Origin of the sequence: Citrobacter sp. wls717, from assembly GCF_005280955.1 — a bacterium.
GTDB classification, from domain to species: Bacteria; Pseudomonadota; Gammaproteobacteria; order Enterobacterales; family Enterobacteriaceae; genus Citrobacter; species Citrobacter werkmanii.
This window is the reverse complement of sequence record NZ_SZWW01000035.1, coordinates 1-13,242: the sequence shown is the minus strand read 5'-3', so window position 1 is coordinate 13,242 and position 13,242 is coordinate 1. Positions and strand designations below refer to the sequence as shown.

Sequence of the window (13,242 nt, the reverse complement as noted above, 5' to 3'; positions counted from 1 at the left end):
GCAGGGGGTCGCGGGTTCGAGTCCCGTCCATTCCGCCACTATTCAGAAAGCCTGAATCAGAAATGATTCAGGCTTTCGTCGTTTTAGCCCACCCCAAATAACAATCCCATCATTACACTGCATTGCAACCTCCGCGCTGCCGGGCGGGAAACACATCAGGTCATCCTTAACCCGACGCATATCGTAGAGGCGATTAACCCGCGAAGTGATTCATCACGCAGGCGAAGCGGGGTGAAAAGTTATCGCCAATAAGAACCGTTTCCTCATTCAGGCGCTTCAGCATATACAGCTTGTCGGCACGTTCGTAAGCGTCGAAAAAGAGGTAATCGACAGCATCCGTTGCGTCATCATCGGGGGATTTTTCACGTCCATCGGGAGTGAGCATGAAAACGCCTGCGGTATGGCCGAGCGGACGGGCGTAGCGAAAGAACAGTTTTCGGCTAACAGTGAACTCACCATCATCACTTTTGAATTTCCCCTGTACTGACAATGAAAGGTGTCCGGAATTGTAGCTCGTGATCAGCATAATTCCGTTGAGTTCCTTTTTGCTATTTTGGATGTCGAGTATCGACGTAAATTCCGATGAGCATGAAAAGCTGATTTCTTGTTTCTTCGCATTCCCGACGATAATGAAAAAAGCAATGGCCGCCAGCCCAAAAATGGCAATTACCACTGACCACAGTAAAGGAGAGTGATCGCTTTCCTGCTTCATATCATTCCTCATAATGACGATATTGGCTGACGCAATGGTAATAGCCGAGGTTTAGTCCGCATTCAGCGGCAAACGACCACTCAACCAGGTTATGGTTGCTCGCCCACGTATTAAGATAGAGATCTTTTGGATGCGAACAGTTTGGGTTAATCCCCACTGACTTGAATATATCCAGCGCTTTCTTTTCAGTTATGGTATCGGTAAGAGCGTTCCCTAATATATGTACCCGGCATTGCTCGTAGTCGATTGTCCGCAGAATAGCTGCGTCCGTCATGGCGATTTCATTGGGTATCCATGTTAACCATGCTGTAGCCAGCACTGCGATACCGGTGATTAACGTTGTTATCGCGACTGGCCATCGGTTTCGGTTCTTTTTGTTGAGCTTCTTTGCAACATGGGCAATTCGCGCTGGAGTTTGCGCCTCTTCCAGTTGCTGAATATTGATATTGACGTCGCCCATCCGAAATCCCATTCGCGGAATGGTGACGATGAGTTCGGCAGGGTGACCCGTTGACGTTATTGCTTTGCGCAGAAATGAAATGTGCTGGTTGAGATTGGCATCCGTCGCCCGGGCGCCATTATGCTGGAAAACATTCAGCAGAATTTCATCGCGCGAGGAAATCTCTTTACCATTTTGCAACAAATAGAGCAGTAATTGCGTTGCCACATTATTCAATGTCGCCATTTCACCTGATGTCAGGTCTTTTAGGGTATTTTTATTTGGTCTGAAAACTAAGCCATCACCAATAATTACGGATTTAATTTTGTTTATTGGTATATGAGAAATCACTGATGTCTCCTTTAAAGCAGGATATCTCGCATTCGAGTGGGGGAAGCAATAGCATAACATAATTCATTTATAAAAAATGGTTGCGCCATAGATCGCTTCATTAATATTTATATAACAATATTTTAATATTTCTTATAAGATGTCTCATTCTCCTTTCTCTCTGTCACTATCTTATTGTCATTACTCGCTTTTGATATCCACTTTCATTTTTACAAAACTTTCATAAATACATTTTGCCTGGTATCCGGACTAAATAAAAAAATAGTTGATAGATAAAAACTCTATAAAAACGCAAAATAATAGATATTAACGCTGGTGCGCGCCTGAATTTTGGCGGTTTTTTAGGTAAACGATCGTTATGCAGACGGTGATACAACACGATTCCCTGAGTTTGATTAATACCGTATTTTTGCATTGTGTCATTTTTCTGCCGACTTAATATAAGCCCCGAAACAGCCTGAACAGCTGTGGACGGTATTTCGTATGGAATGCCAGTGATGTTCAAAATAAGGGGCGGGTTGAGATGGATTGTTTGCAGGGATATGCGCTACCGCCACCTGCAGATCAGCATTTCCCTGACGTTAAGTGTCTGCGGAAATAGATCGTCGGAATAACTAAAAACGGATATAAGGTTAAGTAGTAATATGAAAATGAAAAACGTGGCTGTGGCCTGCGCGCTGATGGCGGGAATGACTTTGACTGCCTCTTCTGCTTTCGCTGCAAAAAATGTCGAGCCGACCAACGGTAAAATTCAATTCACCGGTTCTCTGGTTAATTCCGCATGCGGTCTGGCACCTGAATCCAGCCCGGTGCAGGTTAATTTTGGTGAGATCCCAACCTCTCAGTTAAAAGACAACCAACGCGCTGGCGTTAAGCATGCCAAAATCGTTCTTCAGGGCTGCGACACCACCGTTGCGAAAACGGCCACTGTGACCTATACCCCGGCAACGATTGATACCGACAACAACGCCCTGGCCGCATTCACCTCTGGTACTGCAAAGGGCGCGGGTATTGGTATGGTTGACAGCGGCAACCAGGACGTGGAATGGGGTAAAGCTGCCTCTCAGGTCAACATCACTGACGGCGAAACCGACATTGATTTCGTTGCTTATCTGCAGGCAAACAACGCTTCTGCAGCGGTAACGCCGGGTGATTTCGAATCTACCGTTAATTTCCAGATCGACTATCAGTAATTACCCGCAGCGGGCGCATTAATGCGCCTGCTTAACCCTTCCTGCGAATAACTGAAAGGAAATACGGTTATGCCTGGATGGCGAATTTTACTGCTTTTTGTCTTTATCTCGCCTGCATGGGTTATGGCTGGCGCCAATCGTCTAAACAGTACGCCCGGCAAAATGCGCATGCGAGGAAATATTATTGAGGCTGCCTGTTATGTTGACCCGCGCGACCGGTCGCTACTGGTTGAATTCGATGATCTCTCTGCCAGAGATATTTCCGGAAGACCAGAAAAAGTGTCCGCGCATGATTTCAGTATTCATTTGCTGGGATGTTCATTAGGGGATTCTCAACATTCCGGGAATGTGTTTCAACGCGCCAATATTACCTTTTCTGGTGCGCCTGACAGGGACAATCCTGATTATCTGAGCGTGCAGTCGGAAACTGAACATTTAGCAATAGAAATATACGACAGCAAAGGACAGCAAATTCGTCTGGGCGAACCATCACCAGATTATGTGCTTAACCCAGGGAAGAACACACTCAACTTTACGGCTTATTTGATCTCCCGTGACGGAAGAATGACATCCGGCGAATTTACTGCGGTCACGCATTTTGTTGTGAATTATCTCTGAGCTGCACTGCAATTCGGGTATCTGAAGGTTTGCGAACGAAAATGATCACGCTGAAAACAGATAAAAAACGCCTGGCGCTATTTATTACTCTGGTTTGTGCCTCTGCATGGGCTGAAGCGGATGAGGCCATTGAATTTAATACTGACGTACTGGACGCCAGTGACCGGCAGAATGTCGATTTGCAGCGTTTTTCCGAAGGCAACTTTGTGACTCCCGGAGAATATCTGCTGGATGTTCGAATTAACAGCCAGGAAATCCCTCAGCAGTCGATCCGCTATATTGTCGATCCTGCCAACCCGCATAAATCCATGGCGTGTCTGACGCAGCAACAACTCGAATTACTGGCGCTCAAAGAAGAGGCGCTGACCTATATTCATCCGATTAGCGCGACCTGCTATGACATTTCCCATCTGCCGGGCGTAGCGTTGAATAATAGCGCAGGCGTACTGGACATTACCGTGCCGCAAGCATGGATGAAATATACCGATCCCGACTGGACGCCGCCGGAGCGCTGGGATAATGGCGTCGCCGGGCTGATTTTTGACTACAGCATCTCGGGTCAGGCCACACATTACGAGCAGGGGGGCGATCATTACCGCTCTCTTTCTGGCTACGGGCAAACAGGCTTTAACCTCGGCGCGTGGCGCTTTCGCGGGCAGTATCAGGCCAATTACGCTTCCGATGATAATCGTGGGCGTATCGACTGGGATCAGATCTATGCTTATCGCCCATTACCGATGCAGGCGGCAAAACTGACGCTTGGCGAAATCTATCTGAATTCTCAGGTTTTTGATTCGGTACGTTTCACCGGGGTTAACCTCGCCAGCGATGAGCGTATGTTGCCACCGAATTTGCAGGGTTACGCGCCTGAAGTTCATGGCATCGCGCGGAGTAACGCGAAGGTCACCGTCAGTCAGCAGGGACGTGTTATCTATCAAACCACCGTTCCTGCGGGGCCGTTTAATATTCAGGATCTGCACGGCTCGGTACGCGGGACATTGGATGTACGCGTTGAGGAGCAGGATGGCAGCGTACAAACCTTTCAGGTTAATACCGCCGATATTCCCTACCTGACGCGCCCAGGCTACGTTCGCTACAACGCCGCGGTCGGTAAGCCATCGCTTTACAACCATGACATTCAGGGCCCTGCGTTTTATACCGGCGATTTCTCATGGGGGGTCAGCAATGCGTGGTCGCTGTACGGCGGCGCGCTGCTCACTGGCGAGCGCTATAACGCGTGGTCGATGGGGATCGGCCGGGATTTGAGCTGGTTGGGGGCATTATCGGCAGATGCGACGCAATCCGTGAGTCGGGTGAAGCATCAGGCTGAACAAAAAGGCATGTCCTTTAAGCTCAGCTATGCCAAAACCTTCGATGAATACAACAGCGCCATCACCTTTGCCGGGTACCGCTTTTCACAGCGTAACTTCCGCACTTTTTCGCAGTTCCTCGACGAACAGTATGCCAATAACAACAGCGCCGGCAACGAAAAAGAGATGTACACCATCACCGGTAACAAAACCTTTTTTGCCGACGATCCGCAGTTAGCCACCACGCTGTATCTGACCTACACCCACCAGAACTACTGGGATCGTCGTTCGCAGGATCGTTACGGCTTGTCGATGGGACACTGCTTTTCGTTGGCGGGCATCCAGGGGATTAGCGCCAACCTTGCGGCTTACCGCTCTGAGTATCAGGGCAAACGGGACGACAGTCTTTCGCTTTCAATTTCGATTCCCTGGAGCGATGGCCGATCCATGGATTATGAATTGCAGAACAGCGGCAACCAGACCAGCCAGATGGTTTCGTATTCCGATAACCGCGACCGTAACAATCCATGGCGTTTGCGCGCAGGGGTTTCCGGTGAAGGGCACACGGCATTTGATGGCTATTACAAGCACCGCAGCATGATGGCGGAGCTGGAATCTAACGTCAGTTGGCAGCAATCACGTTATTTCTCCGTAGGCGGCACGATGCGCGGCGGTTTTACCGCGACGCGTCACGGTGCGGCGTTGCACAACAGCCAGGCGTCAATGAATACCGCCAGAGTGATGGTGGATACCGACGGTGTGGCGAATGTACCGCTGAACGGCGAACAGGCGCACTCAAACCGCTTCGGTATTGCCGTGGTACCGGACGTCGTCAGCTATCACAGCTTTGATACCCGTATCGATGTGGACGCAATGGACGAGGATATTTCCGCGACCAAAGCCATTGTCACCAACACCCTGACGGAAGGAGCGATTGGCTACCAGCGCTTTGCCGTGGCGCAGGGGCAAAAAATGATGGCGCTGCTGCGCTTGAAGGATGGTTCGGTCCCGCCGTTTGGCGCCGAAGTGTTTAACGCCAACGGCGTCAGCGTCGCCATGGTGATGGAAAACGGCATGGCCTGGATTGCCGGTGTGAATCCAGCCGAGCGTCTTTCCGTGGCCTGGGGCGGTCGAGCGCAGTGTCACTTACAGGTGCCACAACAACTCAACCCGGAAGGTAACGTGCTGTTGCCTTGTGAATAATTTCAATAACCAGAATGAATTTTGTCATGAAAAATCAAGCTTTTTACTCCGTGCAGCGTTGGCTCAAACCCGTGGCTTGTGGCCTGCTTTTTATTGCAGAGATCAACGCTTCCTGGGCGGGTATTGCGCTCGACCGTACCCGGATGATCATCACCGGTGATGCGCGCTCTGTCAGTGCGAACTTAACCAATACCAGCCCGAGCATTCCGTTTTTGGCCCAGTCATGGGTGGAAGATGCCAATGGAACAAAAGTTACCTCGCCGCTGATGGTCTTACCGCCGCTGCAGCGAATTAACGGTGGGCAAAAAGGCATTGCCCGCGTGACGAAAACCAGCGGGATTAATGCGCTGCCTCAGGATCGTGAAAGCCTGTTCTATCTGAATGTGCGTGAGATTCCACCTAAGCCTGATAAGCCGAACGTGCTGCAACTGGCGATGCAGTCGCGCATCAAATTGTTCTACCGGCCGACCGCCATCGTGCCGGAAACGCCGGGCGCGGTGTGGCAAAACCAACTGGTCTTTCACAAGCAGGGTCTACGCTGGACCGTGGATAACCCAACGCCATACTTCGTCACCTTAATCGGTTTAAGCCGTAAGCCGGAAGCGCAGGGCGGCGGCAGGCTGACTGACTTCCCCGGGGTTATGGTTTCACCAAAATCCTCGCTTGATTTCAGCGTTACCGACGGCAGCGTCAGCCAGTTCAGCATGATGTATGTGAACGATTTTGGCGGTCACCCTGAATTGAAATTCAGCTGCACAGGCAATGTGTGTAAAGCATTGCCGATGGAGCAACAGCCCCGGTAAAGGACTCGTAAATGAAAAAGATGCTTTGCGCTCTGCTGATGGCTGGTATGGCCTGCCCGGTTCAGGCCACTAGCGGCCGCCAGGATATGAGCAACGTTTCTGGCGAGTATGGCAACGTCCGCTTTCACGGTCGGGTATTCGTTTCGCCGTGCGTGCTGGATATGGCTTCACGCGATCAGACCATCGATCTGGGTGATATTTCCGCCAGCCGCTTTCGCCAGAGCGGCGATCGCAGCGATCCGGTATTAGTGACGCTGAACCTGAATGGCTGCTTAAAAGGCTCTGGCCATACCTTAAGGGATTTTCCCGGACAGACCAGCGAAATGCCGGAGCTGGCGCATAGCACGGTGGAACGTGGCGTTTCGATGACGCTGATGGCCGAGGGTGCGCCGGAAAACAGCGATCTGGGGCGTATTCGCGGCGATGTGCGTGGTGCGGGCATTCGGCTACTGACCGAACGCAACCAGTTGATTCACCTGAATCAACCGCAACGCATGTGGATCCTCAAACCGGGCGATAACGCGATTCACTTTCTTGCCGCGCTGGAATCTTTTGGCCCGGAGGTGACCGCTGGCGAATTTAACGGTCTGGTCAGACTTAAGCTGGAGTATCTATGAGCGTATTGCACAAAGCGCTGCTGTGGGTCGCCCTGGCTGGCTGTCCGCTGGCCGGGCAGGCATTCACACAGGGGGAAGGTGAGCCGGAGGGCGGGTCGCCGCATCAGTACGATATTGAACTGAGCTCGCTGGATGTCAGCAAAAACCATGTAGGCGGCAGAACGGAGCCTTTTACCTGGAATCTGGGCAGTTGGTATGTGGTGAATTTTTATTGCGAACAGGCCGATATCTCTCGGGAGCCAATTTATTACACCACCACGACCACCATGCCGCCTTCAAATCAGGGGGCGAACCGTTTTCGGTTAAACGAGTATCTGGATGTGGAAGTTCAGGTGTGGGTTGCCGGACGTTATAACAAATACGTCCAGGCACCGTTTACCAACGTTTCAAATCGCAACAGTAACAACAGCTGTAAAAAGCGTAAGGGCTACACGCGCGCCACGAACGTTGAAAGTGGTTCAAAAGGGAAAGTGACGTTTATTGTCACTAAACCCATTATCAATGGCATCAATGTCACTTCTCAGTCGCTGGTGGAGGTTGCCGGGCGCATGGGCGGTGCGGGACCTACGCCAACCACGGCGATTTCACGCGTGGTCATTAAATCCGGGCTCATTACCGTGCCGGATAAATGCACCTTCAATCGGGGAGACAAAATCAGCATTGAGTTTGGCGATCTGCCCGGATCCGCTGCAAAGCTCAACGGCACCAATTACAGCAAGTCGATCCCGATACATGTGGTCTGTGAAGGCGGCAGCTTCGATCAGGGCGCGCTGAACATCAATTTAGGTGTACAAACCACCACGGCGTCAGGTACGGCTGGGTTTAACGATCATCTTCTCGGCACGTTGAGTGGCGGACAGAAACGCGACGATCTCGGCATTCTGATTAAAGACGAGAGCGGCGGCACCGTAGTGCCCAATCAGTTCTACAACGTGAAGGGTTTTTACCAGAATCAGGGCGACTGGAATCTCACTGCCGCACCGGTGGCAAAGCCGGGCGTGGGGAGCGTTAAGGAAGGTGAGTTTGAAGCCTCTGCCACCGTTGTCGCGCAGTTTCAGTAGGGTAATACCATGACTTTCAGAACGTTAATCGCGGTGAGTACGCTGCTGTTTGGCGCAACGGTTCAGGCTGACACCAAACTGGTCGGCGGCGATATGTATTTTCACGGCACCATCAGAGCGCTGGCCTGCAGCCTGGCGCCCGGCGGCGACAAAATCGAGGTCGATTTCGGGCAAATCGCGACGCAGGATCTCTATCTCTCGGGGCGCAGTAAGCCGGAAAAATTCAGCATCCAGCTACGCGACTGCAACCCGGAGGTCTTCCGTGGGATCTCGGTCACCTTCAGCGGCAAGGAAGATGCGGAGCTTACCGATCATCTGGCGCTGGATAGCAGCGAGCAGGGCGGGGCGTCGGGGATCGGGATTGGGATGAGCGAAGACGATGGCACGGCAATCCGTCTTGATGAGGGCACGTCAGTCACAGAAATTACTCAAGGATCGATGACGCTGAATTTTTTGGCGTGGGTCGCGGCAGAGCCGTCGGCGATAAAAAACCAGTCCCTTGAATACGGTCCGTTCAGCGCCAGCGGGACCTGGACGTTGAATTACCAGTAGCATGATGAACGCACTGAATCGTATTGCGCCGCTGCCTGGCCAGAAATTATTGCTGATTGTCAGCCTGTTTTTCTGGTGCGGGATCATGCACTTCTACTGGCTGAATAACGGCGGCAGCGGTCTGTCGTTGCCGCTTAATATTACCAGTTGGATCTACGCTGCGGTATTGGCTGCAAGCGTAACGATGCTACTGCCTCGCCGACGCTGGCGCATCACTGTACCTGCCATGGGATTTACGTTGGGCGCGCTCATCCTGACGCTGCTTTGTCTGCTGACGCCGGGCGTCTGGCGGTCCGAGGCGCTGTTGGTAATGGGGGCGCTACTGGGTGGTGTGCTTGTCTATCTGGTGACATTGCAAATTCCACTTACGGTAAACGTTCGCACGGCATTGCTGGCCCTGTTATGGGGGGCATGCGTCATCGAATGCGTGGCGTTTGTCTATCAGTACTGGCATTGGCCGGGCGTTGATTACTGGGAGTTTGCCTGGCGGCGTGGCACGCGGCCCTACGGTATTTTTCAGCAGGTCAATCTGCTGGCCAGTTTCACGGCGTGCGGCGTGTTGCTGTCAGCGCTGCTCTTTTTACGCCTGGGCGGCAGATACCGAATTGTTATCGGGATTGCTTTGGTGATGATGGGATTTGTGCTGCATGAATCCCAGTCGCAAACCGGTTTTTTGTCTCTGGCGGTCGGCGAAGTGTTGCTGCTGGCGGTGTTCCCTGCACAACGCCGCACATTGTTGCTACTTCTGTTGCCACTGGCGTTAGGTATGGCGGCAGGCGCGGCCGCTCGCCATTTTTTGTCCGTTGCCACGGTAGATCATTTAACGACTTCTCATGTGCGCTGGACGGTGCTGAAAACGTCACTGGCATTATTTGCTGAACGGCCGTGGATGGGATGGGGCGTGGGCAGTTTCGCTGCTGTTTTTCTCGAACGAGCGGGGCCATTGGGGCTGAGCAGCATCTCGCATCCACATAATGAACTGGTGCTGTGGCTGGTGGAGGGCGGTCTGGTTGGGCTGGTGGGCGCGCTGTGTTTTATTGCGGGTGGGTTATGGCTCTGGCTGCACGGAAATCGCTGGCGTCGTGCCTGCCTGGTGGCGGCGTTGCCGGTGGTTATCCATATGTTGACGGAATACCCGGTCAGGCAGTCAACGCCACACTGGTTATTGCTGATCCTGCTGCTTCGTTGCGCAGATGGCGCGCTAAAAGGGACAAGTCTGACGCGCCCGGCGACGTCGTTGATTCGTGGGCTGGCATTTATCTCGTTTCTGATAGCCACTCCCTTGTTGCTTCTCACGCTACAGACGCAACAGCAACTGACGCTGGCGGAACGGCAGTCAACACAGTGGCAACTTGCCGAATCGCTCCCGGTAGGCGGCTGGTTGCTTGCCACACGCTACCGGTTTGATCTCCAGATGGGATACCTGCAACGGTATCAACGTACCCGGGATGCTCGCTGGCTGGAGTTGGTTCGCCGCTGGGCGCCTGACTATGTGCGTGTTCACCCGGACCCGAATATCTCCTTCACGCAAATCTTGCTGGCGTTACAGCAGCGCGACCTGACCCAGGCGCACCGTCTGGCGACGCGCTTTTACCTGATCTACCCGAACGATCGCCGTATCTCCTGGTTACAGGATGCACGACGTCCTTTTAATCAAAAAATGGAATGATATGAACAGACTCAGCGAACAGGCTCAATATGTACCAGAGCTTCCCCGTAATGCCGAACTGCTGCGGATCTCCGGGATCCGTTTGCAGCGCATTCATTTTTTTGATGATGCATCACTGGATGTCCGTGAGGTGTTAAGCCAGGTACGCACGCCGCTCCCGCTGGATCTTTTTTCAAGCATCTTTCTGTCAGCGCGAAACAGCAGCTGTTTATGTGGCAAATGCAGCGGGTGCTCGTACTTCCAGGAAGCTATTCGCTGAATTTATCCGTCAGGATGCTGACCTGTCTGTCGTGGATCTCGCGACTCACCAGGCAGGCGCATCAGGGGCGGATTGTTATTGAAATTCAGGATCCCGCGACCATGATGCGTCTGGAAAAGGCAGAGCAGCAGGCGGTATGCATCGCCATAAAAACCCTGGTGCGTCATGGGTTTCGCGTGTGGCTGGATGACGTTTCGCCTGAGCTGTTTTTTGTCTGGCGACTGTCTGGCATCCGTTTTGATGCCATTAAAATTGAAAGCGAGATGTTTCATCAGTTCAGATCATCGGAGTGGCAGTTGCGGGTACTGGTCAATCAATTTCGCGGGCTGGGAGAGCGGGTGGTGATCGAGGGAGTAGAAAGCGCGCAGGATTACGCCATCTGCCGTATGAGCGGCGCAGATGCTGTACAGGGCTTCTTTTTTCAGCAGGAGATTGTGCCGAAAAGCCTGAATCATTGCTGATTCAGGCACTGGGGATTACTCGCTCAGCGTCTGCGCGATATCTTTCTGTACCTGCTGGCGCTGTTCCGGAGTCAGCACTTTGTTCAGGTCAAAGTAGTATTTCACGCGATAATAACGCGCTTGTTGTTCGATATTGCTGAACGCGGAAAGCTGCTTCTTGACGGCGGTTTCATCCCATTTCCCGGACTTGATAACGTCAATCAATGCGCCGTCTTTAACATCTTTCACTGAAATCTGGCTGACGTTGGTTTCAAGCTGCTGGTGCAGTTTTTTGATCTGCGCAACCTGGTCGGTGGTCAGCTTAAGGTGCTGGACTACCGGGTCCTGAGCTGGGGCGGGAACGTTGGATACATTTGCTGCAAACGTGCTAAAAGAAGCGCCAGCTACGGTTGCAGCCAGCAAAGTCATGCGAACGAAGTTCTTCATTATTGAAATCCTGATAAAGGAATTATTAACATTGTCAGACACTCGCCGGTTACGAGTGATTATCCCTTGCAGAATACGTTGCCTGAAGCATGTCGCCACGCGAATTTGTTTTGCGGTTGGTTACGGAGTGCAACAATCCCGCTATGCAAAAATGTTGCGCAGCGGGAGGAGAGGCGATATCTACAGCGCGAACGGGTCGGCGTCCTGCCAGGCGGGAAACTTTTCGCGATACTCACGCAGCGCCGAGAGCGACAGCTCAGCGTCAATGCGCGTGGCCTGATGCGGCTCGGCGGTGGCAATAATCTCACCCTGTGGATTTATCACCCGGCTGTCGCCGCGATAATGATGACCGTTACCGTCAGTTCCTACACGGTTACATCCTGCTACATACGCCTGATTCTCAATCGCCCGTGCAGTGAGCAGAACCTGCCAGTGCAGCGAACGCGGCGCGGGCCAGTTAGCCACATACAAAGCGAGGTCGTAATCGTTACGGTTGCGCGACCACACCGGAAAACGCAGGTCATAACAGATTAACGGCAGAATGCGCCAGCCGCGCCATGCAAAAATAACGCGCGCGTCTCCCGCCTGGTAATGCTGATGTTCATCCGCCATGCGGAACAGATGACGTTTGTCATAGAAATGCACATTACCTTCAGGCTCGACCAGAAAAAAGCGGTTAACCGCACCGCGTTCGGAGTGAATCGCGGCACTGCCCGCGATCAGGGCGTTCGTCTGTTGCGCTTTGGCGCGCATCCAGCTTACGACCTCTTCCTGCGGCAGCGATTTGTTTGCTGCTTCCATCGCAAATCCGCTGGTAAACATCTCGGGCAACACAATCACATCACGTCCGGTGACGGTTTCGAGTTGTCGGTCGAAATGGCGCAGGTTGGCTGGGCCATCCATCCAAATCAACGGTTGTTGCAGCAGAGTAATTTTCAAACCAGGCACGATCGAGGCTCCTCGTTGAACAACATTTTGACACTGTAGCATGAGCTTTAACGAAAATGTGGCAATAAGAAATCTCCCCGCATATAGCGTAATGCTGTTCAGTTAACGCCTCTGTTTCAGAAAGCATCACCAGTATTGGTAGAAGTTATGAATATGCTGTCTCAGAGAAAGGGTTCCGTTCACCTCATGTTCATTGTTTCTCTGAAACATCGATTCCTGTGAACGTGTAAAGGGCGTTCTCCGCCACGCCCTTTACCATCCCGGCTCCCGGCGGGAAAATTGTTGCTGCGCAATACCCTCCGCTTATTCCTTCAGGCTACCGGGCCGGGCGCGATGAAGCGTCCCTGCAAAGCGCGCCCTGAGCCAGCATCCATGCTGGCTCTCCCGGCCTTACGGAAACACGTCGGCAATTTTCAGCCGGACCAGCCCACACCTCACCATCTGCGTTTTTGGTCTGAACAGCAAAACAGATTTAACTGGAAGTCAGAGCATTGAAGCGATGACTCCGGTCCGGCTGAAAATCGATGAGGCGTTGACGGCTGACCGGGGTTGCCCGCAGGGATGCGGGCAGAGGAGACGGCCTGCATGGAGGCAGGCTCGGCCCCGACCCGACAGGCAGA

The 13,242-nt window shown here is 52.5% G+C and carries 15 protein-coding genes; 10 read left to right on the top strand and 5 right to left on the bottom strand.

Annotated features, from left to right (window positions below; genetic code table 11):
• Nucleotides 1–193 precede the first annotated feature (193 nt).
• Nucleotides 194–712, bottom strand: coding sequence for a hypothetical protein (locus FDX09_RS18300; RefSeq protein ID WP_038637494.1), 519 nt, complete (start codon nucleotides 710–712; stop codon nucleotides 194–196).
• 1 nt (nucleotide 713) lies between these two features.
• Nucleotides 714–1,502: a winged helix-turn-helix domain-containing protein gene (locus tag FDX09_RS18295; RefSeq protein ID WP_038637495.1), complete on the bottom strand. Its 789-nt coding sequence runs from the start codon at nucleotides 1,500–1,502 to the stop codon at nucleotides 714–716.
• Nucleotides 1,503–2,146: 644 nt separating this feature from the next.
• Here FDX09_RS18295 and FDX09_RS18290 point away from each other — a divergent pair.
• The 10 genes from FDX09_RS18290 to FDX09_RS18250 all read left to right on the top strand — a co-directional run bounded on the left by FDX09_RS18290 (nucleotide 2,147) and on the right by FDX09_RS18250 (nucleotide 11,248).
• Nucleotides 2,147–2,695, top strand: a complete 549-nt coding sequence (locus FDX09_RS18290; RefSeq protein ID WP_038637500.1) for a fimbrial protein — start codon at nucleotides 2,147–2,149, stop codon at nucleotides 2,693–2,695.
• 69 nt (nucleotides 2,696–2,764) lie between these two features.
• Nucleotides 2,765–3,313 carry a fimbrial protein gene (locus tag FDX09_RS18285; protein WP_087856505.1) on the top strand — a complete coding sequence of 183 codons (549 nt, stop codon included), beginning with the start codon at nucleotides 2,765–2,767 and terminating at the stop codon, nucleotides 3,311–3,313.
• A 41-nt stretch (nucleotides 3,314–3,354) separates the two neighbouring features.
• The gene (locus FDX09_RS18280) at nucleotides 3,355–5,826 is read left to right on the top strand and encodes a fimbria/pilus outer membrane usher protein (protein ID WP_137347659.1); all 2,472 of its coding nucleotides are present in this window, start codon (nucleotides 3,355–3,357) and stop codon (nucleotides 5,824–5,826) included.
• Between the two features lie 26 nt (nucleotides 5,827–5,852).
• Entirely contained in the window at nucleotides 5,853–6,629 is a 777-nt protein-coding gene (locus tag FDX09_RS18275; protein WP_042310485.1) for a fimbria/pilus periplasmic chaperone, read from the top strand.
• An 11-nt stretch (nucleotides 6,630–6,640) separates the two neighbouring features.
• Nucleotides 6,641–7,246: a fimbrial protein gene (locus FDX09_RS18270; RefSeq protein WP_087856502.1), complete on the top strand. Its 606-nt coding sequence runs from the start codon at nucleotides 6,641–6,643 to the stop codon at nucleotides 7,244–7,246.
• Complete coding sequence (locus FDX09_RS18265) at nucleotides 7,243–8,307, top strand: fimbrial protein (protein ID WP_137347658.1); 1,065 nt, start codon at nucleotides 7,243–7,245, stop codon at nucleotides 8,305–8,307. Before FDX09_RS18270 ends, FDX09_RS18265 begins: the two co-directional genes overlap by 4 nt.
• Before the next feature lie 9 nt (nucleotides 8,308–8,316).
• Nucleotides 8,317–8,859 (top strand): fimbrial protein, encoded by a 543-nt coding sequence (locus tag FDX09_RS18260; RefSeq protein WP_121528615.1) that lies wholly within the window; start codon nucleotides 8,317–8,319, stop codon nucleotides 8,857–8,859.
• 1 nt (nucleotide 8,860) lies between these two features.
• The gene (locus FDX09_RS18255; RefSeq protein WP_137347657.1) at nucleotides 8,861–10,528 is read left to right on the top strand and encodes an O-antigen ligase family protein; all 1,668 of its coding nucleotides are present in this window, start codon (nucleotides 8,861–8,863) and stop codon (nucleotides 10,526–10,528) included.
• Nucleotide 10,529: 1 nt separating this feature from the next.
• Complete coding sequence (locus FDX09_RS23970; RefSeq protein ID WP_249360025.1) at nucleotides 10,530–10,787, top strand: hypothetical protein; 258 nt, start codon at nucleotides 10,530–10,532, stop codon at nucleotides 10,785–10,787.
• Entirely contained in the window at nucleotides 10,739–11,248 is a 510-nt protein-coding gene (locus FDX09_RS18250; RefSeq protein WP_249360023.1) for an EAL domain-containing protein, read from the top strand. Before FDX09_RS23970 ends, FDX09_RS18250 begins: the two co-directional genes overlap by 49 nt.
• A gap of 15 nt (nucleotides 11,249–11,263) precedes the next feature.
• Here the strand turns inward: FDX09_RS18250 and FDX09_RS18245 are convergent, their stop codons facing one another.
• The 3 genes from FDX09_RS18245 to FDX09_RS23790 all read right to left on the bottom strand — a co-directional run.
• Nucleotides 11,264–11,674 carry a Spy/CpxP family protein refolding chaperone gene (locus tag FDX09_RS18245; RefSeq protein WP_038637532.1) on the bottom strand — a complete coding sequence of 137 codons (411 nt, stop codon included), beginning with the start codon at nucleotides 11,672–11,674 and terminating at the stop codon, nucleotides 11,264–11,266.
• A gap of 180 nt (nucleotides 11,675–11,854) precedes the next feature.
• Nucleotides 11,855–12,622 carry an amidohydrolase gene (locus tag FDX09_RS18240; protein WP_137347656.1) on the bottom strand — a complete coding sequence of 256 codons (768 nt, stop codon included), beginning with the start codon at nucleotides 12,620–12,622 and terminating at the stop codon, nucleotides 11,855–11,857.
• Nucleotides 12,623–13,056: 434 nt separating this feature from the next.
• A partial coding sequence (locus FDX09_RS23790) for a hypothetical protein (RefSeq protein ID WP_137347654.1) occupies nucleotides 13,057–13,242 on the bottom strand: 186 nt, incomplete at its 5' end.

What these genes read in the sequence shown, in the direction of transcription:
- FDX09_RS18265 (WP_137347658.1), top strand. Translation starts at nt 7,243, where the DNA reads ATGAGCGTATTGCACAAAGCGCTGCTGTGGGTCGCCCTGGCTGGCTGT.
- FDX09_RS18275 (WP_042310485.1), top strand. Translation starts at nt 5,853, where the DNA reads ATGAAAAATCAAGCTTTTTACTCCGTGCAGCGTTGGCTCAAACCCGTG.
- FDX09_RS18250 (WP_249360023.1), top strand. Translation starts at nt 10,739, where the DNA reads ATGTGGCAAATGCAGCGGGTGCTCGTACTTCCAGGAAGCTATTCGCTG.
- FDX09_RS18270 (WP_087856502.1), top strand. Translation starts at nt 6,641, where the DNA reads ATGAAAAAGATGCTTTGCGCTCTGCTGATGGCTGGTATGGCCTGCCCG.
- FDX09_RS18290 (WP_038637500.1), top strand. Translation starts at nt 2,147, where the DNA reads ATGAAAATGAAAAACGTGGCTGTGGCCTGCGCGCTGATGGCGGGAATG.
- FDX09_RS18255 (WP_137347657.1), top strand. Translation starts at nt 8,861, where the DNA reads ATGATGAACGCACTGAATCGTATTGCGCCGCTGCCTGGCCAGAAATTA.
- FDX09_RS18260 (WP_121528615.1), top strand. Translation starts at nt 8,317, where the DNA reads ATGACTTTCAGAACGTTAATCGCGGTGAGTACGCTGCTGTTTGGCGCA.
- FDX09_RS18280 (WP_137347659.1), top strand. Translation starts at nt 3,355, where the DNA reads ATGATCACGCTGAAAACAGATAAAAAACGCCTGGCGCTATTTATTACT.
- FDX09_RS18300 (WP_038637494.1), bottom strand. Translation starts at nt 712, where the DNA reads ATGAAGCAGGAAAGCGATCACTCTCCTTTACTGTGGTCAGTGGTAATT.
- FDX09_RS23970 (WP_249360025.1), top strand. Translation starts at nt 10,530, where the DNA reads ATGAACAGACTCAGCGAACAGGCTCAATATGTACCAGAGCTTCCCCGT.
- FDX09_RS18285 (WP_087856505.1), top strand. Translation starts at nt 2,765, where the DNA reads ATGCCTGGATGGCGAATTTTACTGCTTTTTGTCTTTATCTCGCCTGCA.
- FDX09_RS18245 (WP_038637532.1), bottom strand. Translation starts at nt 11,674, where the DNA reads ATGAAGAACTTCGTTCGCATGACTTTGCTGGCTGCAACCGTAGCTGGC.